Source organism: Amycolatopsis sp. 195334CR (genome assembly GCF_017309385.1).
GTDB lineage: Bacteria > Actinomycetota > Actinomycetes > Mycobacteriales > Pseudonocardiaceae > Amycolatopsis.
In genome coordinates this window covers 33,899-54,555 of record NZ_JAFJMJ010000002.1, presented here as the reverse complement: position 1 = coordinate 54,555, position 20,657 = coordinate 33,899, and the positions used below count along the sequence as shown (strand labels likewise).

Here is a 20,657-nt window from a genome sequence, read left to right as displayed (position 1 = left end):
GGTCGATGGACGTGCTGCTGGACCTGCTCAACAGCAGGCCGCTGATCAACGGCGAGGAGCAGGACGCGCTCCGCGACCCGGCCGATGGCAGGCGCTGGGCACGGGAACACGGTGGCGATGGCAGCCTCGCAGAACTGACCCTCCTGCGCGACGCACGGGACGCCCTGCGGGACGTGGTGCGCGGAGCCAGTTCACCCACCGCGCTGAGCCCACTGCTCGACGGGGTTCACCAACTCCCGGAGTTCACTTCGGACGGTCTCATGTGGACGCTCAAGACGCCCCGGCACGCCCGCCTGGCCGTCGAAGCGGTACTGGCCTGGGCCGATACCGAGACGCACCTCCCCGGCCGATTGCGCCCGTGCGCCAACGAAGAGTGCCGGCTGTTCCTACTCGACCGCAGCCGGGCGAACCGCGCGCGCTGGTGCTCCATGTCCACGTGCGGCAACCGCGCAAAAGCCCGCCGCCACTACGAACGCACCCACTAACCCGCGACCCCGTACCGGCCGCTACCGGAACCTCAGCCGAATGGCGGACATTATGCAGCCCAGAGGCTCACCAACGACGCCCCCGGCCCCGAAAGTAAATCCCGACTAGCATTGAATCGGCAGGTCAGAGGCCAGAAATGAGAGTGGGCCGGGCGGGGCTCGAACCCGCGGCCAAGGGATTATGAGAGTCCGGAATCACCCATCAGGAGGATGCTCCGCAGGCAACAAGTCTCTGCGGTGGTCGCCCTGGAGGGTCCGTGGGCACACGCCTCACCCGGTTCATGGACAGCCTCATGGACAGCGGACGACCACGGGCCTCGGGCTTTCACACCCTCCTGGCAACTGAGCAACCCTGCATTGCGAACGATACCCCCACGCCCGACGAGAGCGCGCAGGCCGAGCCAGGCATCTGGCGGACAACGCCTCACTAAAACCCCAGCCGGACCGTCCACATTTCACACACACTCGATGTAACATTCGAGAAACAATCGGATACACCTCAGTAGCGGTCGCCTGTCGTCGTGCGACATGGAAGATCAAGTGGCAATGAAGTCCCTCCACCTAACTAACGAGAGATGGCTACCGTGACCAATCCGCCAAGCCTATTGATCGCCGGACTTGCATTACTGTTCACAGTAGCCTCATTCTGGTGGATTCACGCACGACGAGGGAGAATGCTGTGCTATCCCCCTTTGAGTTACGCAGCCGCTTTCACGAAAGATCGCCCGACCATCACCCTTCCACTCGTGATCATTAACACGGGACCATTACCTATTATCGTTCTGGATTTTCGTCTTCTAATCGACAGCGCATCATCAACGAAGAAGAGTGCCGACAACAAAGATTCCAACGAAACGGAAGAAGCTCAATCCGGAACCAGCAATCTACCCTTGACGTTGTCATGGGGCGCAGTTCACGAAGAACTCCAGCCAAGACCCGATACGAAAATAGAGATGCCGTCGCCATTCTCCATAGAAGGGAGAGGCGTTGCCGAGCGATTCATAGAGTTCAGCCGCCGATCCTGCTACATCTCCCCGACAAATGGTCCATATACGGCCACCGTACAGGTCAAAGCTGGCCATAAAAGCGGATGGTGCGATCTGCTCATATTCACACTGCACACCGAACTTGCGAATGGCGGCCACAGAAACTTCATAGCCCGCACCAACGATCCCAACTGGGGAAAATAGAAGAATAGAAAGAGGAAACATGAGCATCCGGATCACCTCTGTCCACCTCGAAGGCGGAACGCTGCACGAGCACATAGCTAGATTGCGATGGACAAATCGAGAAAGCGGAGAGACGGGCGAAAGTACTCGATCAGCGATCGTTACCTGGATTGAATCTAAAAACGGGACAGCATACGTCAGCGAGGGAGGCCAACTGGTCCACGTAGGGGTAGTAACCCCAGCCCATGGGCCAAAATACCTGCGAACTTACGCGGATAAGACTTGGACGAATAACCTACTCTCACTTCCCAGATTCTAGACCGGCCGCCTTCACGGGTAACTTAGGCGCCCACAAGTGATCGAATTCGTGCAGCTTGCCTGACAGAACCTATTTGACCAGCCATCGCCATAGCTCGCTCATAGTGCAGGCGAGCCTGCTCATGCTCATCTATTGCAGTGAACGCAGTAGCCAGGTCGACTCTGAGAGAAATCTCGGCTCGAGTAAACGAAGGGTCAAGCTGTTCAAGCGCAACTGAGAGCACCTCGACGGCGCCAGGATCGCCGACTCGGGTAAATGCATGACCTTGCCAGCGCGAAAGGTGGCCGACGTCGAGTGCAACGTAAGGCTCGTCGAAATCTCCCGGAGAATCCGGGAGGAGCGCAAAGGCCCTATCAAACTCACGCGAGCTGCAAACACGATCACCAACCGCCGCGAACGCTTCCCCCAATGCCGCACAAAGCCACGACCGCAACAGTTCATTCACATCACGCTTCGCCCGATTATTTAGTTCCGTAAGTAAATTTACGGCCGCCGACGCCTCGCCGAGATCGAGCAAGACAAAAGCTTGCTCTGCCGCCGCATGCGCGATAAAGCCAGAATGGCCAGATTCACGAGCCGCGGCAAGGGCACTTTCATAGTGCAGCCAGGCGGCATGACGCCTTCCCATATCGAGGGCTTGCCAACCGGCCAACGTCCCGATCTCTGACAGGAGACCGGCCAACCGTTCGCGCACATTGGGACTCAAGCTGTAAGACAGCAGTCGTTCAACCTGCCCCTTCTTCACAAGAACTTCTTCTCGGGCGACGAACACACCTAGATGTATGAGGCCATGACGTTGGTGACGCCGGTGTGGAGCCGGGTGACGGGAGGCTGGTTTCCGGCGGCAGTGTGGGGACGATGGTAGTTGTAGTGCACGTTCCAGATTTGTAGTGCTTCTGACCTGTGCTGTTCGCTGGTCCAGACACGGGCGCAGAGGAATTCCTCGGCCAGGATCCGGTGGTAGCGCTCGACTTTGCCGTTGTGACGGGGCGTGTAGGGCGTGATGCGTTGGTGTCGTGCTCCGCGGAGCACGGTGGTGAAGTCGTGGGCGCGGTAGCAGGCGCCGTTGTCGGTGACGAGCCGGTGGACATATCGGATGCCGTGTCGGGCGAAGAACGCCCTGGCCCGGTGGGTGAACCCGATCGCGGTCCGGGCCTGCTCGTCAGGCAAGGCCTCGGTGTAAGCCAGGCGGGAGAAGCCGTCGATCGCGGTGTGCAGGTAGGTGTAGCGGGCCCGGCCGCCGCGTGTGCGGCCCCGGAGGGACTGTTTGGCTTGTTCGGTGCCGCGGCCGTGGACTCGCCAGCCACCACCGTCGGGAATGACGCCGACTTTCTTCACGTCGAGGTGGACCATGTGCCCGGGCCAGCGGGCGTGAATGCGACGTGGCCGGCGGTTGTTCTCGCCGGTGGGGTCGAGGAACCGGCGCCGGTTCAGGCCGAGGTGGGCCAGGTGCCGGCTCACGGTGCGGACGGCGATCACGGTTCCTTCGCTAGCCAGCTCGAGGCTGGTCCGCCGCGCTGACCACTTGCGTTCCCGGCGCATCGCCTCAATCCGAATGATGACCTGCGCAGGCGTGGCGGTGGGTTGGTGGTGCGGGATGCTGGACCGGTCCAGCAGGCCAGTATCGCCGTACCGGCGGTGACGGTTGACCCACTTCGACGCGCACTGCCGCGAGATCCCCATCTCAGCGGCGACATGCGCGATCGGACGAGTCTGGCAACGCTCGACCAGACGGCGACGGCCTTCGACAGACAGCGGGGCATTACGGTGGGACATCGGACGGGTCTTTCCGGTCGAGCGGACGAGTTGGTGGTACTTCTCATCCTGCCGCCGAAAGACCCGTCCCCTCGTCTCAGCCCCTGCCGGCCGTCAACAACCTCATGACCCGCAACACCTAGATGTCGATCTATTCGGCGAATCATATGTAGTTGCTCATTGAGCGATTTGATGATGGTTGAGTCGACCCGACGCGATAGAGCGATACGTTCCCTTAGCTCCTCCTCGCCTTCGGTAAACCTTAGAGGCCGAACGATCAATTCTCCGATGGGGCGGTCGAAGATTCGTTCAAGCAAACGCGCGGTCGCAGGGCGTGGATGACTAACAGGGATGCCACTAGTACGTTGACCGGCGACGAGTCGCTTGAGGTTGCGTTCGCTGAGAGTGCCGGGCTCGTTGTGGCGGCGGGCGAACTCCTCGGTCCACTCGACGAACTCCGCGAGCGTCTGGTTTCGCTCCCAGATCAGCTGCTCAAGCAGCGTGCGCGGCTCGCGTCGCCGCGGAGCGCCTTGGCTGGTCACCTCGTCCTCCCGTGGTCTTCGAATGGCCCGCTAATGGCCCCCTTGTGGCCTTCGCTGAAATGAGCGTACCTGACAGGCTGATATCGACCCAACGCCGTATCGGCGCTGGTCAGCGGTCTCAGGGAAGAGGTAGGAAGTGGGGCACGAACGGCAGCGACCCGGCTATGCCGGCGGGCTGTACGTCAGTTGGCACAGGTGCGTGGTCGACGGCTACGACCACGCGGTGACCGATGAGCAGTTCGCCGCCGGGCGGAGTGAGCAACTCGGCCGGTACGAGTCGGTGTGCGGGCACGTGGTGGACGTGGCGCCGATGCTCTGGTCACCCGGTGAGCCCTGCGCGCGCTGCCTGCTCTACCTCGAAGCCCGGAACACCTTGCGGACCGTCGAACGCCGGATGCGTCCGCGGCGTCACCGCAAACCCGGCCTCTGGCGACGGCTGTTCGGTCACTCCGAGACTCCGGCCATCCCCGTGCCGCGCTCAAGGTCCGGCGCGGCATCCCCCGACCGGGGTGGCCGGTCTGGACGTCCGGCAGGGACAGGCTCGGCATCCGTCCCTGCCGGACGTCATCACTGGCGGGGCGGCCGGTGACGGTGCGCCTGTTCCTGGCCCGTCCGCTTCGTGGCACGGTCGGCGAGACGCGGCGCGTCTGCCACCTGTTCCCGGTTCCCGACGAGGAGACAGCGCGGCTGGTGGCCCTGTGCGGTGACGAGTTCGGCCCCGGCCAGCTTGAGCAGCTCGACCGGCCCGCGGGCATGCCCTGTGAGTCCTGCCTGAGTCGTGTTCCGCGCGACCGGCCGGAGGTCGGTGGTGCCTGACGACACCAAGCCGGAGTGCGACCCGCTGCTTGAGGTCCCGCTGCGGCTGTACGTGCTCTGCTGTCTGACCGACGCCAGATGGCGAAGCCTTGCTGAGGTGGCCGGAGCGCTGGACGAGCCGGTGGCGTCCATCATCAGCCACGTCAAGACGCTGAAGTGGACGGAGTATCTGGAGACGAGGGGCGAGGGCTGCGGACTGGAGATGCGGCTCACGGATACCGGGATCGGGCAGCTCAGCGCCCACATTGCCGCTCTTGAGGCAGTGGTCGGCAAGGCGGCCCGGCTGTCGGCGAAGGTTCGACGCCGATGCCAGCCAGCGGAGTCGGTCCCAGTAAAGGCGGACGACCACACCTGGTTCCTCAAGCGCGTCGAAGTGCGGTTCGCCGAGGCCGTCGGCGACAACGTGCGGCTGCACACGCCGACAGGAGTTCACCTGGTCCGGGTGCCGATTTCCCGGCTGGCCCGCGCTTGGGAGCCCGCGTTCGCGCGGGTGCATCGCAGCTACCTCGTGGCAGTGGACGCGGTCGGCGCACTCCACCGGATGCCCGATGGCGGGACGATGGCCCAGACGGATTGCGGGCTGGTGCCGGTCAGTCGACGCCGTCTCGCGGCCTTGCGCGGAGAACTGCTTCAAATGGCCCGATAACCCCCGCTGTGACGGGGAGGTCGTCACACGCGAAGCCCGTCACAGAGAAGGTTTGCGCAGGTCAGAGCATGAATGTGCCCGTCACGCCGGATGTGACGGCGTGACGGGCACGTGACGGGTCACAAGGCGCCCTCGTCACGGACGCGGCGCAGGTCCGCGGTGAGGTAGCCGCGCACCTGCCGGACCCGGCCGTCCTCGGTGATCCGGTCCCGGACCGACCGGCAACCGAGGTCACCCATCTGCGTGCCGAAGCTCGTCGAGTCGACGTCGAGCGCTTCGACCAGCTCGGCCGACGGGACGAACTCGCGCCGGTCGATGTCCGGTCCGAGGTAGTCCACGACGGATGCGAGCGGCTCGGGCAGTGCGGGCGCCTGCTGCCCGGTCCCGATGGCCTTCGACACGTCCGCCGAGTCGAGAACCGGCGTCGTGTCCTCTCCGGCCGCGTGCCCGGTCAGCGTGCCCGCCTCCTCTCGTAGCGCCTGGCCGCGCTGGCAGATGGTCTGCCAGTCCTCGTTGGGCATGTAGTAGGTCCGCACGGTCATTGCGAGCACGTCCGCGCCCGCGTCGGTGTCGCCGTCGGGCCGCAGGATGCCCACGCCCTTGTGCGACGGCAGCAGGCGACTGGAGTCGTAGCCACGGGTGTTCATCTGCTCGCCGAGCACGATGTTGCTGTCACGCCAGTCCATCACCCGCAGCGCGAACCGCGAGCCCAGCACGGCCCGCAGTCCGGATGGGATGGTCCTGGAATCCGGCCGCTGCGTGGCCAGCACGAGCACGACCCCTGCGGCTGGTCCCTTCTTCGCCAGCCAGGTCAGCAGTTCGCCGATGTACTCGCCTGCGGTCAGCGTTTTCCCTTGCACTTCAACAGGTGTCCGGTCCTCCAACGGCACCTGCACCTCATCGATGAAGATCGCGGTGATGGGCATGTTGAGCGAGACGTCACGGGACATCTCCGGCGTGACCTTCGATTCCGGGCACGTCACATCGTCGAGGTCCCGCATACGCCGGTACCGGCTCTGGACTTCACCGACCAGTTCCTCGAGCCAGTCCTTGAGACCAAGAACGTGTTCGGTGTCGTCGCCGGACATGAACCGGTGGGCAACCTGAGCGGCAGCGTCCCAATCCTTGCCCGCCTTGAAGTCGGCAACGTACAGCCGGACCCATGCGTCCAGGATCAAGCCCGCGGCTGCCAACCGTGCCGCGAAAGTCTTCCCCTGCCTTGGTATTGCACCGACCAATAAGGACGTCCACACCAGAGGCAGCGAGATGCGACGGTCGCGAGCGTCCCGGCCGAATGGCACCGGCCGCCACGCGTCCCATGTCTGCACGTCGAGCAACGGCGTTGCCAGTGGTGGTGACGCGTACGGGTCCTCGTCGGCGACCCACATCGACACCCGGCCCGCGTGCCCGCCGTTGCCGCGCACGCGTTCCACGATGAGTTGCACCTCATCTACCGCCAACGCGGACGCCAGCGCTTCCCGGTTCTTCACCACGTCGGCCGCCTTGCGGGTCGCGGGCAAGTCGACGATGACCGACCAGCCGTCGCCGACCCGGGTCGGACGCTGGACGAGCCGCAACAGCTCGTCCTTGCCGATCAGCTTCGCGTCGCGGAAGGCGTCCACCAGGACTTGCGGGTCCATCGTCCACGTGAGCGTGCGTGGTCCGGCCAACGTCGGCTTGCGTCCCGGACTGCCGTCCTTTCGGCGTCCCAGTACGGCCAGTGCAACCGCCAACGTACCACCGGCGATCCACAGTGGACGCGCCCCGTAGAGCAGCGCGACCAAACCGCCGGCTACCGCCACCGCGACGACCACGGCACCCGTCACCCGCCAGCGGAACAGCGTCAGTTCCCGGATCTCGGTGAACTTGTCCGCGAGCTTCTCCGATCCCTCGGCGGCTTCGCGGTAGTCCCGCACGGTGACCCACCGGCGCCACAGACGGGCACCGGCGACGGCGCCGCGAACGACGGCTCCGGCGAACCGCCACGGCATCCGCAGCATTCCCACGACCGCATCCTTGGCCGCTTGCCGCGCCTGCGCCGCATCCTTGAACGCGGCCGGTACGCGCGGCGAACGCAGCCACCACGTCTTGAACCGTCCTTTCCGTGAACGCGGTCGCGGCTGCGGCAACGTGTCGTCCACCAACTCGCCGTCGAAGACCGGCCCGGCCTTCTCGATGTCGGTGTTCATGACTGGCCCTCCTCTCGGGAGAGCGCGGCAGCCAGCCGGGAGGACAAGCCGCGGGAACACCCGGTGGCCTGGCGAACCCATGCCGGAGTAATCACCACACCGGGCGTCCATGCCTCTCGTGCCTCGGCGAGGTAGTCCGCGAACAGCTTGCGCCCCTTCGCCTTCCGGCGGGGTGCGCGACGTTCGTGAACAGCGCGCTGAGCGGCGTCTGTGAACGCCACGGTGACCGCTTCCGTGAGCTTGTCACGGAGATCGGTCACGGCCTCGGCGGCCACGAACACGATTAGCGGCGGTACCGAGTGCAGCACCACGCCGGACAGCGACCCGTCCGCCCACGATGCCCACGTGTTCATCACGTAGGTGGCCGCGAGCGTGAACCACTTCGCGGTCCGCGTCCACGGCCCGGTGGGCACCTGGTACCGGGCGGTGACCTGCTCGGCCCGCAGGATGGCCAGCAGCACCAGCGACACCATGGGGTCGAGGAACCACGCGGCGAGCCACGGCAGCGACCACGGGGCGGAACCGGCCGCCGCGAACCACTGCACGTTGGTCATCGTGAACGCCAGTCCGAGCACGATCCCGGTCCAGCACAGCCGGTCCACCTGCGCGCGAACCCGCTCCACCCGGAGCGCCACCACATCCGGATGAGTCTGGTGCGCCCGCACCTCCGCAGCGGCGGTTGCGTCCTGCGCGAGCCGCTCGGCGCGGGTAGGCGGGGCGGGCGGCCGCTCGACGGCGACCACCCCTTCCGTTCTCTCTGTCATCGCCGACCACCTCGGCGAGGTGTCCCGTCTGCGGCCACGACCGTCAGCGCCCGCGTCAGGACGTGGGCCGCGATCAGGTCCGGGACGGCCAGTGTCACGAGCAGCAGCGTCGTGTTGCCGGGATGGGTGATGACCAGCCACTGCACCCCGACCAGTGCCGCGCCCAGGAAGACGACCCGACCGGCCAGGGAAATGGCCCGGACCCCGGCCCGTGCGGTCTCGGCAGCACGGCGCGCCTTCTTCGCGCCGCGCCGCCAGACCAGGAACACCACGAGCAGCACGCCGAAGCCGGCGAGCACCTGCTCCGGCGTCAGGTTGATCGTCATCGCTGCTCACCGCCCCGGCGGACGCTCCAGGTCCGGTAGATCACGCGGCGGTCGGTGTCGGGCAGCGCGCCCCACACACCGACCGTGAACGGGCCGGACGTGCGCAGTTCCAGCTCCAAGCACTCATCGGTGACCGGGCATCCTGCGCACATCCGCGCGGCCAACTCGCGGTCCGGCGTGTCTTCGCCGGTCAACTCCGGCATCTCGGTGCGGCTGAACGCCCAGAAGCAGAGCCCTTCGCGGGTCACGTACTCGGCGAGCACGTCATCCGGAACGGCGGCGTAGCGGTCGAGGCGGTCAACGATGGCTTCGCAGTCGTCCCGGTTCACCACGGCGCACCCCCGGTCACCCGGGCAACCTCGCGGGCGGTTCGCCGCTCGGCGGCCATCTGGGCCGGGTCGACCCGGCCGCCGGACTCAGCCGCATCGGAGATGAGCCGGTCCAGCGCGACGGCGGGCACCACGTACCGGGTCCGCACCTTCACTGCGGGGAACGCGTCTTCCCTGATCGCTCGATAGAGAGTGGAGGCGTCGACGCGGAGAAGCCGGGCGGATTCTCGAACTGTGTAGAACACCGGGCGACCGGCGTTCGGCATGGAGGTATCCATAGAAGAATTCCCAATCGACTATTTCAGCCGAGTATTCAGGCTGAAATCAGCGTTCAATGACGAAATGATGGTCCAGAAGCGCGACGCGAACCTGATCTCCGCCGCGCGAAATGACGTAGGCGCTAATGTCGGCGCACAGGCGGACCACGGAGGAATGGGTGTCGGAAGACTGGGCGGCGGTCGCGAAGGCCATCAACGAGCGCGTGAACGAGCTCGGATGGCGCCAGCGCGAGTTGGCCGAACGCTCGCAGGTCTCGCAGGCCATCGTCCGCGAAATCCAGCGGAACACGGTGGAGCGCAAGCGAAGTGAGCGCACGCTCGAAGCGCTGTCCGTCGCGCTCGGCTGGCACTCGCAGCACCTGACCGCCGTGCTGCACGGCCGGATTCCGCCGGCTGTCGGGGAACCCCGCGAGGACATGGACGACGCGGTGTCCGCGCGCCTGACCGTGATCGAACGGCGGCTCACCGATCTCACGGAGCAACTCGCCGAACTGCGCGCCGATGTCGCGGTTCTGATCCGGCGCGGTGGTGGCCCTGCCGCGTAGCCCGGTGATGAACGGGCGGGCGGTCCGCGGGGCCGACCGGCGGTGCTTCCTGGCGTTGTTCATGACACCAAGAAACGGCATTCTGGGAGCGGTTCACAGACGGCAGTAGTTGACACACGCCGTGTTATTCCGTGTTATTTTCGCTGGTGATCAGGGGTTCGGGGGGACTCATGAGAAAGGTGAAAAGCCCGCTACAAGCGGCCCGCCATGAGGCTGGCTGGAGCCAAGAGAAACTGGCGAAGGCCATTAATGCCCGCTGTCCAGCGTTCGGCTTGGCCGTGCTTCCGGTTGCGAGCCGGAAGGCCGAGATATCCCGGTGGGAAAACGGCCATGTCCTGCCCGAACCGGCGATGCGGCGGGTGTTCCGTGAGATCTACGGCCGCACCGACGAGGACCTCGGTTTCCCGTCGAGCGTCGACGGCCGCCCACTTGGTGAGGAACTGGTCGAACGCCTGGTCATCGCTCGCCGCGTCGACCCGCAGACGGTCGAACTGTTCCGGCAGGAAGTCGACGGAGTCCGGCATGCTGACCGCCGGTTCGGCTCCGCTGAGCGGCTAGAGCGGCTGCGAGGTCAGATCTCAGAACTCGATGACCTGATCAGGCACACGCTGCTCCAGCGCCACCGGGCGCCCCTCGCCGGCGTGCTCACCGAGGCATCCACGCTGGCCGGGTGGACCTCGCTCGACATCGGCTCGCTCAAACAGGCGTGGGCGCATTACGAGCAGGCCAAATCCGCGGCGCGGGAAGCCGAGTCGGCCGCGCTGCTGGCGCACGCCACGGCTGAACAGGCGTTCGTACTCATCGACGCGGGCAACGTCGAGGACGCGGTCGAGCTGTTCGCCGAGGCTCGCGACATCGGCAAGCGAGCGCCCCGGTTGCTTCGCGCCTGGCTCGCCGCAGCTCAAGGCGAGGGACACGCCATCTCCGGTGACGGGGACAACGCGCTGCGATCGTTCGACGAGGCCGACGAGTTACGGCCGTCCGAGGTGGTCCACCCCGAGTTGCCGTTCCTCTTCCTCGGCGGGACTCACCTGGACCGATGGCGCGGGAACGCGCTGGTCCACCTCGGCGCGGAGGAGGCGATCAGCCACCTCGAAGCCGTCATCGAGGAGGTGCCCAGCGAGTTCGTCCGCGCCCGCGCCTCGGCCTGCGTCGACCTCGCGCTCGCCTACGGGGCAGCAGGGGACCGAGAGGGCGCCGAGACCTACGCGCGGCAGGCTCGGCAGCTCATCTCCCAGCTTCGCTCCGCGCGACTGCGCCGCAGGCTGGAGCGCCTCGTGCTACCTCAACCCTCGCGCGAGTTGAGGTAGTACAGCAGGGACACCAGCGTCCCGGAGCCAAGCAGCTCTTGCCGCTGGGCCAGCTCGTTCACGCGGGACAGCGGCACCCACTCGACGCGCCCGGCCTCCTCGGTGTCGGTCGGGTCGCCGACGTGCTCAGCCTCGCGCCACAGATAGACGTCCATCGGCGCGGTGACCTGGCCAGGCAGCGGCTCGAAGCTCACCAGGTGCTCCGGCTTGCCAACCGGGCGCCAGCCGCTCTCCTCAGCCGCCTCGCGCGCGGCGGTGAAGGCGGCCTCCTCGCCGTCGTCCACCATGCCGCCGAGCAGCTCGTACCCCCACTGCTTCGTGGCGAACCGGTAGCGCCACAGCATCAGCGCCTCGTCCCGATCGTTCACGATCAGCGCGATGGCGATGCGCGCGAGGTGCACCACGTGGTACTCCCAGCGCTCCCCGTTGGGCGCCTGAACGTCGGTCAACCCGACCTTCACCCACCGGTTGTCATACACCAACCGCTCACCGTACGTCTGCCACGCTCCGTGCTCGTCACCCACGATGCACAGCCTAGTGATGACCACTGAGCCACCCCTAGGCGCTGCCACAAGTTCCGCTCGCATGCTCAACTCTCTGAACACACGATCATCGGCACACTCGTGTCTTACATGCCGCGCGCCCTCGAACGACGTAACATGCCACAAGGAGGACGATCATGTCGCTTAGTTCACACAATCGGCGAGCAATGCAGAAATTTGCCAACAACATCAAGAAGGACCTTGAAAAAGAATTCAAGAGAAAACCAATCAAGGTTCCACTAGAAGCGATGCCGATCAAATCGCGGCCCGCCGCAAATCCGGACACGGAATCAGGACACCACATGGAATCAACAGATTTCCCTTTTGCACCCACCCCGCTTGCCACCATCTCAATTCAGTTGATGGAGTGGATCGCCCAACAACCCGAACCAACTCAAGGGTTTCACAGCTTTAACCAGTTCGCACGCGAAGCGAACATAGATAGATCGAAGGCATCAGAGGCGGGACGACTGCTAGAGGCTCACGGATTGGCCACCGTAATCGAAGACGGCGACGGGGTCGACGGCCACCTGACACCACCAGGACAAATGCAGATTCAGCAAATCATGTCCATTAGATCCGACAAGAGCAGAAGAATTAGCATCTTGACAGGTCGCATGTTGAACTGGCTCAACAATCGAGAGGACGAGTCTCCGCCAATCGATTTTACCGAGTTTCTTCAAGACTCCTCCTCCTACTATCTTGGCCGTCAATTTGACCTTCAAGAGGTTCGCAAATCAGCCCAATATCTACACGATAAGGGATACGTGAACTCGATAAGGATCGACCAGGAAGTGGACGGATTTATCCGCCCAACACTGACAGCAAGGGGGCTAGATGTAGTCATGTCGAGCGACACGCCAGCGGTTCATGCCAGCACAAGGGTCGAGACAACGGTGATCAATAACGGTCCAGTGATTCACGGTGACGCCAATGGCAGCATGCAGATCGCAGTAGGCGACCATAACTCAATGCTACAACTTTCCAGACAGGAGGTGACACCTGGACACGAAGCGCTAGCTACGCTAATAACCCAGATACTGCGCGAAATCAAAGGATTCAATCTCGTCGGAGACGACGAAGAAATCATCAGGGAATCAGGCCAAGAAGTCCTAGAAGAAACCACCTCTCAGCAGCCCCAGAAGAGCCGTATTCGCAAATCGATTGCAGCAGTAAAAGGTGTTCTGTCAGGAGTAGCACACGGCGCAGCAACCGGCGCAAACGAGGGCGCGCAAGAGTTGGCGAAGAACATGCTTACCGAACTACAAAATGTGGTCCTCTAGTCTATTCGCCACCTCGATTAACCCTGGGCATGCGAGAACCGAGTATCTCTGCCGCTTTGCGGTCGGCAGCAGCAACCCACGCGGCATAGACTCGCAGGGTGGTTGCGCCGCCGCCACCGTGGCCGAGGCGTCCGGCGACTGTTCGCAGGTCGATTCCGGCCGTGAGCAGCTCGGTAGCCGAGTAGTGGCGGAGGGCGTGAATGTGGGTGTCGATGCCGAGGCGCTTCGCCATCTTCTTGTAGCGGCTCGAAACGGCATCCGGCGGGTAGGGCACCGACGGATCGTTGCCGCGTGTGCCTGGGAAGACGTAGGAGTCGGCGTTCCACTGGACTCCTAGCGCCTCATAACGCTGCTGGCAACGTGCGAGGTGTTCCCGCAGGAGGACGGTGGTTTCCGTGTCCAGGGCGATGCGGCGCATCTGGTGGGTCTTCGTATCCTTCTCCGTGCCGACGCCCCGGAGCGTCGTGTAGCTGCGGCGGATCTCGACGATTCCCTCATCGAAGTCGACACGGGACCAGCGAAGAGCGCACACCTCACCGCGGCGGATGCCCGTCGTCATGACCAGCCATACGAGCGTGCCCCAATCCTCGTCCAAGGCGAAAGCCTTCTCCACGAGGCGGGCGGCCTCGGCGGGCGACGGCGGATCGGGCTGCGGCGGCGTCTGTTTCGGGCGCTGAGCGATGCGTGCGGGGTTCGAGGTGATCCAGTCCCAGCGAACGGCGGCATTGAGCACCCCGCTGATGATGGAGTGAATCTGCCGCACCGACGACGGAGCCATGCCCTTGCACTTGTGCGGCCTACACTTCAGCTTGCCGCAATCGTGCTCACCTTCGGCGTTGTGCTCAACGAACGGCCGACCGCTGCATCGGATCCGGCATCGCCGGAGTTCGCCGTAGAAGGTTTCCAGCATGCGAGCCGTCAGCTTGTTGATCGGGATGTCACCGAGCGTCGGCCGGATGCTGCGCTCGATGTAGCCCACGTAGCCATGACGAGTTGTCGACTCGATGTCGGCCGTGCGGAGCCATTCATCGATGGCGTAGGACAACGAGACCGAAGTGCTCGCCGAGCGCTGTCCATCGACTTGCGCTTGGAGCTTCGTCATCACCTTGTTCGCGGCTCGGTGTGCCGCTTTATCCGTTCCGCGAACGGTTTCCGTCAGGTAGGCGGGTTTGCCGGTTACCGGATCCACGCCGGCATAGACGCGCACCTGGAGTGAGTTGCCCCGGGCGCGGATGCTCCCCCGCTTGCGGCTGTCTCCGCTCGCTGCTGTCCTGGCCATAACCACAGGCTGAGCGCGCCTGACGAGGGCTGTCAATGGACAGGGCAATGGACACGCGGATGGGTGACGACGTTGCACCAGAGGATCTGGGCTGGTCAGAGGGGTGGGCCGGGCGGGGCTCGAACCCGCGGCCAAGGGATTATGAGTCCCCTGCTCTGACCAACTGAGCTACCGGCCCCGTGCGAGCGGGCGGGTGCGACGAAGCCCCCGCGAGTCGCTGGTCGAACTTACCTCATGGGCGTCGGGGGGCGCCGGTAGGGTGAGGGCGGGGGCCGCGGACGGGTGAGCAGGGCGGCATCATGCAGGGTTTGCCCCGTTTTCCAGGGTGTGCCCGCGTTGCTGCTCACCACGCGTCGTGGTCGCTGTCCGGAGGCTCAGCGCGCTCGAAAGGCAGCCACCGCGGTGTGCTGCGGGGTGCCGGGCGCCAGTGAGTAGAGGATTTCCGCGGTGAGGGCGCCCGCCGGGGCGGGTTTCACGTAGGGGCGTGCGGGGTCGACGATCTGTTCACCGTAGGAAGCCAGTTCCGCCGAGCCCGCTTCCGGCGTCGGGCCGAAGAACTTGATGTGGTGCACGGTGAACGACACGAAGCCCAGGCTGATCACCAGGTCGGCGGCCACCGACGGGCAGACCAGCGTCTTCGACACGAACGTACCCGGGGTCAGTTCCACGCTGTGCTCCTCGCTGTTGAACTCCGCGACGACGCCGAGGTCCCACGGCGTGACGTCATCGCAGGAAGGGTTGGGCAATACCGAAAGGTGCAGGTGACTCGTGTGCGGGTTCTCCCCGTGGTACGGGCGCCACGACCACGGATCGGTCCGCGAGTCGACGATCCGGCGGTCCCAGATCACGTACTTCACCCGCCAGTCGCGCACTTCGACCAGCCTCGCGGCCAGCCAATGACAGTCGAGACCGCCCGCCGGGTCGTGCGTGAAGTCGCGGGCGGTCACGATGCCGGGGCCATACCACGGGTTGTGGTCACTGCTGCGGTTCTGGTGTGAGGTGTCCCCGATCGATCCGTCGCTGGCCCGGTTCCGGCCCGGGGCCAGCGCGTCCAGTTGTGCCAGTAGTTTGTCCAGTGCGTTCGCCACTCGCCACGCCATACCGACTCATACGCGCCCGGAACGCCGCCGGCTCACCCCGAGATCGGTAACTTCGCTCCGTCACGCAGAAACAACGGGATGCGATCAAGCGGCGCGGCCACCAGCCCGCCCTCGGCCACCTCGCCCGTCCACGCGTCGGTCCACGTCACGCCCGGCGGGAGGTAGACCTCGCGCGCGCCAGCTCCGGCCTGCAACACCGGCGCCACCAGCAGGTCGGGCCCCAGCATGAACTGGTCGTCCACGTCCCACGAACCCGCGTCCTCCGGGAACTCCACGAACAGCGGCCGCATCGGCGGCGTGCCGTGTTCGTGCGCGGCCCGCATCTGCGTCATCAGGTACGGCCGGATCCGCTCCCGCAACCACAACGACGCCGCGATCAGCTCCCCCGCCTCCTCGCCGTAGCTCCACACCTCGTTCGGGCCGCCGGTCATCTCCGGCCCGAACGGCACCCGCGGGTCCCGCACCCCGTGCAATCGGAACAGCGGGCAGAACACCCCGTACTGGAACCACCGCACCATCAGCTCGCGGTACTCCGGCGAATCCGGGTCACCCCCGTGGAAACCGCCGATGTCCGTGGTCCACCAGGGAATTCCCGACACGGCCACGTTCAGCCCCGCCCGCACCTGCGCCCGCAGCGAAGCCCAGGTCGCCGGGATGTCCCCCGACCACAGCGCGGCGCCGTAGCGCTGGCTCCCCGCCCACGCCGACCGGCACAGCAGCACCACGTCCTCGGAGCCGGCTCCCCGCGCGCCTTCGTGGAAGGTCTGCGCGCTCGCCAGCGGGTACAGGTTCGCCACCTCGCTGCCCGGTCCACTGTGGAAGCTCAGGTTGTGCGGGTGCCCCGGCTGCAACTCGGGTTCACAGGCGTCCAGCCAGAACGCGCGCACCCCGCGGTCGTAGTAGTTGCGCTTGACCGTCTCCCAGACGAACTCCCGCGCCGCCGGATTGGTCGGGTCGTAGAAGGTCACCGGCATCTCGACGTCGAACCCCTTGTCGTGCCAAGGCGCGTGGGCCGGGATGCCGTGGTCGGTGCCCACCAGCAGACCGCGGTCGCGCAGCGCGGCGAAGTTCTCGCTCAGCGGGCTCACCGACGGCCAGATCGACACCATCAGCCGGATGCCCAGCGAGTCCAGTTCGGCGATCATCGCGTCCGGGTCCGGCCACTCGGCCGGATCGAACCGCCAGTCCCCCAGGTGCGTCCAGTGGAAGAAGTCCGCCACCAGCACCGACATCGGCAGGCCGCGCCGGTGGTGTTCCCTGGCCACGTCGAGCAGTTCCGCCTGGCTGCGGTAACGCAGCTTCGACTGCCAGAACCCGCTCGCCCACTCCGGCAGCATCGGCGCGTGCCCGGTCGCGTCGGCGTAGCGGGACAGGATCTGCGACGGCGAACCGGCCGTGATCCAGTAGTCGATCTGACGCGCGGAATCGGCGACCCAGCGGGTGCCGTTCTCCGCCAGTTCGACGCGCCCGACCGCCGGGGAATTCCACAGTAGACCGTAACCGCGGCTGGACAACAGGAACGGCACGGACACCTCGCCGTTGCGCTGCACCAGGTCGAGCACCATGCCCTTCTGGTCCAGCCGCCCGTGCGTGTGCTGCCCGAGCCCGTAGAGCCGCTCGTCCTCGTACGCGTGGAACCGCTGCTCCAGCCGGGCATACCCGCCACCGCGTTCCTCGCGCAGCCGCGGGCCGGGCCACCAGAAGTGCGCCCGCTGCTCGGACAGCAGTTCCGCGCCCGTGTCCGTGCGGGTGAACGACAACACCGGCACCACGCCGGTGTCCGTGTCCACCAGGTCCACCGTCGCGGTCAGGGAACCGTTGACCACCCGGTGTTCCGACTCCTCCACTTCGGACGGCTTCGGCGCGACGAGCGCACCCGGCACGTCCTCGGTGATCACGTGCCTGCCCACGCGCACGCGCAGGCTGTCCGGGCCCCACGGCTCGATCCGGATCACCTCGTGGCGGACCCGCACTTCGATCATGCCTGCTCCTAATCTTTGAGCGCGCCGCCGGTGACCCCGGCGACCACGTACCGCTGCGCGATCACCAGCAGCACCGCCGCCGGGATCGAGGCCAGTACCGCGGTGGCCAGCACCGCGTTCCAGTCGGCGCTCTGGTTGCCGATGAACCGGTAGATGCCGACCGTGATCGGTTCGATCGCGCGTCCCGTGGTGAGCGTGACGGCGAACAGGAAGTCCGCCCAGGCGAACAGGAAGGAGAACAACCCGGCGGTGACCATGGCGTTGCGGCTGACCGGCACGATGATCGAGCTGAACACCCGCCAGTACCCGGCACCGTCCACTCTGGCCGCTTCCGACAGCTCGCGCGGGATCGACAGCATGAACGCCCGCAGCACCAGCACGGCGAACGGGATGGTCGCCGTCGAATCGGCCAGCACCAGGCCCAGGTAGCTGTCGATCAGGGAGAACTCGCTGAACAGCGTGTACAGCGAGTTCGCCATCACCGGGCCCGGCACCATCTGCACGATCAGCAGCGCGAAGACGAACGCCTGCACCCCGCGGAACCTCAGCTGCGCCAGCGCGTACGCGGCGGGCATGGCGATCAGCAGCGACACCACCACGGTGCCCGCCGCCACCGCCAGGCTGGCCAGCAGGTGACCGCCCTGAGTGGACAGTGCGCTGCGGTACCCGTCGAGCGTGCCGTCCAGCGGCAGCCAGTCCGGTGACGGCTTCAGCAGCGAGCCCGCCGGCTGCAGGGAGGCGTTGACCATCCAGTACAACGGGAACAGCAGCACGATCACCACCGCGATCCCGGCCGCGGTGCGCAGGTACCTGGTCACCGCTGCTCCTCCCGCAACTGTGCCCGCGCCGACCGCAGGTACAGCAGGCCGAACACGGTCGCGACCAGCACCAGCAGGTTGCCGACCGCCGCCCCCTGCCCGAAGGCGAAGTCGCCGTCGAAGGAGAGCTGGTAGGCCCAGGTGGTCAGGGTCTGCGTGGCGTTCGCCGGCCCGCCGCCGGTGACCACCATGATCACGTCGAACACCTTGATCGTGTAGACCAGCCCGAGCATCAGCACCACCGCGGTGACCGGGCGCAGCAGCGGCCAGGTGACGTGCCGAAACCGCTGCCAGGCGCCCGCGCCGTCCAGTTCCGCCGCTTCGTACAAAGTGGACGGGATCGCGCGCAGCCCGCCGTGCAGGATCACCAGGTTGAACGGGATGCCGATCCAGATGTTCACGATGATCACCGCGGGCAGCGCCCAGCCGGGATCGGTCAGCCACGGCGTCGGGCCGTCGGCGAGGCCGACCGCCCGAAGCGCCGCGTTGATCACGCCGTGGTCCTGGTCCAGCATCCACCGCCACACCGCGCCGCTGACCACCAGCGGCAGCAGCCACGGCAGCAACAGCAGCGAGCGCAGCAGCCCGCTCAGCGGGAACCGGCCGCTGAAGAACACCGCCAGCGCCAGCCCGATGGTGAACTGGAAGAAGATCGACGCGACGGTGAACACCGCGGTGTTCAGCACGGCCGTGCCGAACAGCGGGTCACCGAGCACCGCCGCGTAGTTGTCCAGCCCGGTGAACGGCGCCTCACCGGTGTAGAACGAGCGGACCGAGTACTCGCGCAGGCTCATCGAAACGTTGTTGACCAGCGGGTACCCGAAGAACAGCACGAGGTAGGCCAGCGCGGGCGCCAGGAACGCCCAGGCCGCCCAGCGCGAGGCACCCAGCCTCACGGACGGCCCGCCTGCTCCTGCGCCGCCCGCAGCGCGTCCTCCGGCGACTGCTGCCCGGCCAGCACCGACTGCAGCGCCGCGCCCAGCGCCTGCGAGACGGTCGAGTACTTCTCCCCCAGCTCCCCGGTCCGCGACCGCGCCGTCTCCACCTCGGTCACGAACGGCTGCATGGCCGGGTTCTCCTGGCCGAACTTCTTCGCCACCTCCACTTTGGACGGAACGTAGGCGTGTGCCTTGTCCCAGGCGACCATGTTCGGCTCGGCCAGGATGCAGCCGAGCACCTTGGCCGCGGCCTGCTGGCGGTCCGCGCCGGTGGCCGGGATCGCGCCGACCTCACCGCCGAGCGCCACCACGGGCGGCGTACCCGCCCGCGGCGTCGGGATCGGCACCACGCCGTACTCCAGCCCGGCGGTCTCGTCCAGCCGCGCCAGGTTCCACGAGCCGTTGATCATCATCGCCGCGTTGCCCGCGACGAACTGGTCGGCCACGTCGTTCTGGTTCCAGTTGAGCACCGACTTCGACGCCGACCCCGAGGTCACCAGGTCGTTGACGAAGCGCATCGCCTCGACGCCCTGCGGTGAGTCCAATGTGGCCAGATCGGCGCCGTTGCTCCAGAAGAACGGCAGGAACTGCCAGGCGCCTTCCTCGGTGGCCAGCGCGGAGAAGGCCAGGCCGTACTTGCTCTCCGCGGTCAGCGCGGTGGCCGCCACCTTGAGCTGCTCCCAGGTCTGCGGTGGCTCGATCCCCTTCTCCCACAACAGTTTCTTGTTGTAGATCAGGGCGAGCCCGTTGACCCCGGGGGCGAGCCCGTACACCTTGTCCTGGTAGGTCCCGGCCTTCACGATGCCCGGGTAGTACCCGTCGGTGGAGATGCCGTAGTCGGTCAGCGGGGTGAGCGCGCCGGTGGCGGCGATCTGCTGCAGCGACGGGTTGTCCGCGAAGAGGAGGTCCGGCAGGGTGCGCGAGCTGGCGTCCTTGAGGACCTTGGGCAGCAGCTGGTCGGTCGGCACGGTCTGCCGGGTGATCTTGATCCCGGTCTCCGCCGCGCAGGTGTCCAGCACCTGCTGCCAGGCCTTGCTGCCCTGCTGGTCGGCGTAGTAGTCCAGGGCGGTGATCTCCGCGGCCGCCTGGCCGGGGTCACTGGGGCCGCAGCCGGCGAGTGCGACCGCGCTCGCGGCGACGGCGGAGAGCACGAGGGCGGTTCGAGCGGCACTGCTCATCTAGTCCTCCGAATCTTGGCACTGTCGAAGCGCTTCGAAATACGGGGTGCGGAACCCGGTCGCG

Annotated in this window: 22 protein-coding genes and 1 tRNA gene; 8 read left to right on the top strand and 15 right to left on the bottom strand. The window is 66.1% G+C overall.

Annotated features, from left to right (window positions below; translation table 11 throughout):
- The first annotated feature begins 5 nt into the window (after window positions 1-5).
- The 3 genes from JYK18_RS22995 (at window position 6) to JYK18_RS22985 (ending at window position 1,973) form a co-directional block, all read left to right on the top strand.
- Complete coding sequence (locus JYK18_RS22995) at window positions 6-485, top strand: CGNR zinc finger domain-containing protein (protein WP_206804547.1); 480 nt, start codon at window positions 6-8, stop codon at window positions 483-485.
- Window positions 486-1,060: 575 nt separating this feature from the next.
- The gene (locus JYK18_RS22990; RefSeq protein ID WP_206804544.1) at window positions 1,061-1,675 is read left to right on the top strand and encodes a hypothetical protein; all 615 of its coding nucleotides are present in this window, start codon (window positions 1,061-1,063) and stop codon (window positions 1,673-1,675) included.
- A gap of 19 nt (window positions 1,676-1,694) precedes the next feature.
- Window positions 1,695-1,973, top strand: a complete 279-nt coding sequence (locus tag JYK18_RS22985) for a DUF3892 domain-containing protein (RefSeq protein WP_206804542.1) — start codon at window positions 1,695-1,697, stop codon at window positions 1,971-1,973.
- A 22-nt stretch (window positions 1,974-1,995) separates the two neighbouring features.
- On the opposite strand, the gene JYK18_RS22980 is transcribed toward JYK18_RS22985, so the two are convergent.
- Both JYK18_RS22980 and JYK18_RS22975 read right to left on the bottom strand, forming a co-directional pair.
- The gene (locus JYK18_RS22980; RefSeq protein WP_206804540.1) at window positions 1,996-2,718 is read right to left on the bottom strand and encodes a hypothetical protein; all 723 of its coding nucleotides are present in this window, start codon (window positions 2,716-2,718) and stop codon (window positions 1,996-1,998) included.
- A 29-nt stretch (window positions 2,719-2,747) separates the two neighbouring features.
- Window positions 2,748-3,749 (bottom strand): IS481 family transposase, encoded by a 1,002-nt coding sequence (locus tag JYK18_RS22975; RefSeq protein WP_206804538.1) that lies wholly within the window; start codon window positions 3,747-3,749, stop codon window positions 2,748-2,750.
- 1,106 nt (window positions 3,750-4,855) lie between these two features.
- Here JYK18_RS22975 and JYK18_RS22970 point away from each other — a divergent pair.
- Window positions 4,856-5,086, top strand: coding sequence for a hypothetical protein (locus JYK18_RS22970; protein ID WP_206804536.1), 231 nt, complete (start codon window positions 4,856-4,858; stop codon window positions 5,084-5,086).
- Complete coding sequence (locus JYK18_RS22965) at window positions 5,079-5,732, top strand: LytTR family DNA-binding domain-containing protein (RefSeq protein WP_206804534.1); 654 nt, start codon at window positions 5,079-5,081, stop codon at window positions 5,730-5,732. The genes JYK18_RS22970 and JYK18_RS22965 overlap by 8 nt, the downstream gene beginning before the upstream one ends.
- 119 nt (window positions 5,733-5,851) lie before the next feature.
- Here the strand turns inward: JYK18_RS22965 and JYK18_RS22960 are convergent, their stop codons facing one another.
- The 5 genes from JYK18_RS22960 to JYK18_RS22940 are packed head-to-tail and all read right to left on the bottom strand — an operon-like array spanning window position 5,852 to window position 9,606.
- A complete protein-coding gene (locus tag JYK18_RS22960; RefSeq protein ID WP_206804532.1) occupies window positions 5,852-7,921 on the bottom strand; it encodes an FtsK/SpoIIIE domain-containing protein in 2,070 nt (689 codons plus the stop codon).
- The gene (locus JYK18_RS22955) at window positions 7,918-8,685 is read right to left on the bottom strand and encodes a hypothetical protein (protein WP_206804530.1); all 768 of its coding nucleotides are present in this window, start codon (window positions 8,683-8,685) and stop codon (window positions 7,918-7,920) included. The genes JYK18_RS22960 and JYK18_RS22955 overlap by 4 nt, the downstream gene beginning before the upstream one ends.
- On the bottom strand, window positions 8,682-9,011 hold the full coding sequence (locus JYK18_RS22950) for a hypothetical protein (RefSeq protein WP_206804528.1): 330 nt from the start codon (window positions 9,009-9,011) through the stop codon (window positions 8,682-8,684). Before JYK18_RS22950 ends, JYK18_RS22955 begins: the two co-directional genes overlap by 4 nt.
- The gene (locus JYK18_RS22945) at window positions 9,008-9,343 is read right to left on the bottom strand and encodes a WhiB family transcriptional regulator (RefSeq protein WP_374195059.1); all 336 of its coding nucleotides are present in this window, start codon (window positions 9,341-9,343) and stop codon (window positions 9,008-9,010) included. Before JYK18_RS22945 ends, JYK18_RS22950 begins: the two co-directional genes overlap by 4 nt.
- On the bottom strand, window positions 9,337-9,606 hold the full coding sequence (locus tag JYK18_RS22940; protein WP_242582001.1) for a helix-turn-helix domain-containing protein: 270 nt from the start codon (window positions 9,604-9,606) through the stop codon (window positions 9,337-9,339). Before JYK18_RS22940 ends, JYK18_RS22945 begins: the two co-directional genes overlap by 7 nt.
- A 170-nt stretch (window positions 9,607-9,776) precedes the next feature.
- On the opposite strand from JYK18_RS22940, the gene JYK18_RS22935 reads away from it, so the two are divergent.
- Entirely contained in the window at window positions 9,777-10,163 is a 387-nt protein-coding gene (locus tag JYK18_RS22935; RefSeq protein WP_206804522.1) for a helix-turn-helix domain-containing protein, read from the top strand.
- Between the two features lie 350 nt (window positions 10,164-10,513).
- Complete coding sequence (locus JYK18_RS22930) at window positions 10,514-11,473, top strand: tetratricopeptide repeat protein (protein WP_206804520.1); 960 nt, start codon at window positions 10,514-10,516, stop codon at window positions 11,471-11,473.
- Here the strand turns inward: JYK18_RS22930 and JYK18_RS22925 are convergent.
- Window positions 11,449-11,997, bottom strand: coding sequence for an NUDIX domain-containing protein (locus JYK18_RS22925; protein WP_206804518.1), 549 nt, complete (start codon window positions 11,995-11,997; stop codon window positions 11,449-11,451). The genes JYK18_RS22930 and JYK18_RS22925 overlap by 25 nt on opposite strands.
- A gap of 155 nt (window positions 11,998-12,152) precedes the next feature.
- On the opposite strand from JYK18_RS22925, the gene JYK18_RS22920 reads away from it, so the two are divergent.
- Window positions 12,153-13,298: a hypothetical protein gene (locus tag JYK18_RS22920; RefSeq protein ID WP_206804516.1), complete on the top strand. Its 1,146-nt coding sequence runs from the start codon at window positions 12,153-12,155 to the stop codon at window positions 13,296-13,298.
- Window position 13,299: 1 nt separating this feature from the next.
- Here JYK18_RS22920 and JYK18_RS22915 read toward each other — a convergent pair whose 3' ends face one another.
- The 7 genes from JYK18_RS22915 to JYK18_RS22885 all read right to left on the bottom strand — a co-directional run bounded on the left by JYK18_RS22915 (window position 13,300) and on the right by JYK18_RS22885 (window position 20,593).
- Window positions 13,300-14,577 carry a site-specific integrase gene (locus tag JYK18_RS22915; protein WP_206804514.1) on the bottom strand — a complete coding sequence of 426 codons (1,278 nt, stop codon included), beginning with the start codon at window positions 14,575-14,577 and terminating at the stop codon, window positions 13,300-13,302.
- Between the two features lie 104 nt (window positions 14,578-14,681).
- Window positions 14,682-14,755: transfer RNA gene (locus JYK18_RS22910), tRNA-Ile, on the bottom strand.
- 196 nt (window positions 14,756-14,951) lie between these two features.
- Window positions 14,952-15,677 (bottom strand): hypothetical protein, encoded by a 726-nt coding sequence (locus tag JYK18_RS22905; protein ID WP_206804512.1) that lies wholly within the window; start codon window positions 15,675-15,677, stop codon window positions 14,952-14,954.
- A gap of 32 nt (window positions 15,678-15,709) precedes the next feature.
- Window positions 15,710-17,659 (bottom strand): glycoside hydrolase family 31 protein, encoded by a 1,950-nt coding sequence (locus JYK18_RS22900; protein ID WP_206804510.1) that lies wholly within the window; start codon window positions 17,657-17,659, stop codon window positions 15,710-15,712.
- An 8-nt stretch (window positions 17,660-17,667) separates the two neighbouring features.
- Entirely contained in the window at window positions 17,668-18,477 is an 810-nt protein-coding gene (locus JYK18_RS22895; protein ID WP_206804508.1) for a carbohydrate ABC transporter permease, read from the bottom strand.
- Entirely contained in the window at window positions 18,474-19,373 is a 900-nt protein-coding gene (locus JYK18_RS22890; protein WP_206804506.1) for a carbohydrate ABC transporter permease, read from the bottom strand. Before JYK18_RS22890 ends, JYK18_RS22895 begins: the two co-directional genes overlap by 4 nt.
- On the bottom strand, window positions 19,370-20,593 hold the full coding sequence (locus JYK18_RS22885) for an extracellular solute-binding protein (protein ID WP_206804504.1): 1,224 nt from the start codon (window positions 20,591-20,593) through the stop codon (window positions 19,370-19,372). The genes JYK18_RS22890 and JYK18_RS22885 overlap by 4 nt, the downstream gene beginning before the upstream one ends.
- Window positions 20,594-20,657 lie beyond the last annotated feature (64 nt).

Coding starts and splice junctions, on each gene's coding strand:
- JYK18_RS22955 (WP_206804530.1), bottom strand. CDS start 8,685: ATGACAGAGAGAACGGAAGGGGTGGTCGCCGTCGAGCGGCCGCCCGCC.
- JYK18_RS22930 (WP_206804520.1), top strand. CDS start 10,514: ATGCGGCGGGTGTTCCGTGAGATCTACGGCCGCACCGACGAGGACCTC.
- JYK18_RS22995 (WP_206804547.1), top strand. CDS start 6: ATGGACGTGCTGCTGGACCTGCTCAACAGCAGGCCGCTGATCAACGGC.
- JYK18_RS22940 (WP_242582001.1), bottom strand. CDS start 9,606: ATGCCGAACGCCGGTCGCCCGGTGTTCTACACAGTTCGAGAATCCGCC.
- JYK18_RS22990 (WP_206804544.1), top strand. CDS start 1,061: ATGGCTACCGTGACCAATCCGCCAAGCCTATTGATCGCCGGACTTGCA.
- JYK18_RS22915 (WP_206804514.1), bottom strand. CDS start 14,577: ATGGCCAGGACAGCAGCGAGCGGAGACAGCCGCAAGCGGGGGAGCATC.
- JYK18_RS22900 (WP_206804510.1), bottom strand. CDS start 17,659: ATGATCGAAGTGCGGGTCCGCCACGAGGTGATCCGGATCGAGCCGTGG.
- JYK18_RS22885 (WP_206804504.1), bottom strand. CDS start 20,593: ATGAGCAGTGCCGCTCGAACCGCCCTCGTGCTCTCCGCCGTCGCCGCG.
- JYK18_RS22960 (WP_206804532.1), bottom strand. CDS start 7,921: ATGAACACCGACATCGAGAAGGCCGGGCCGGTCTTCGACGGCGAGTTG.
- JYK18_RS22920 (WP_206804516.1), top strand. CDS start 12,153: ATGTCGCTTAGTTCACACAATCGGCGAGCAATGCAGAAATTTGCCAAC.
- JYK18_RS22975 (WP_206804538.1), bottom strand. CDS start 3,749: ATGTCCCACCGTAATGCCCCGCTGTCTGTCGAAGGCCGTCGCCGTCTG.
- JYK18_RS22905 (WP_206804512.1), bottom strand. CDS start 15,677: ATGGCGTGGCGAGTGGCGAACGCACTGGACAAACTACTGGCACAACTG.
- JYK18_RS22985 (WP_206804542.1), top strand. CDS start 1,695: ATGAGCATCCGGATCACCTCTGTCCACCTCGAAGGCGGAACGCTGCAC.
- JYK18_RS22950 (WP_206804528.1), bottom strand. CDS start 9,011: ATGACGATCAACCTGACGCCGGAGCAGGTGCTCGCCGGCTTCGGCGTG.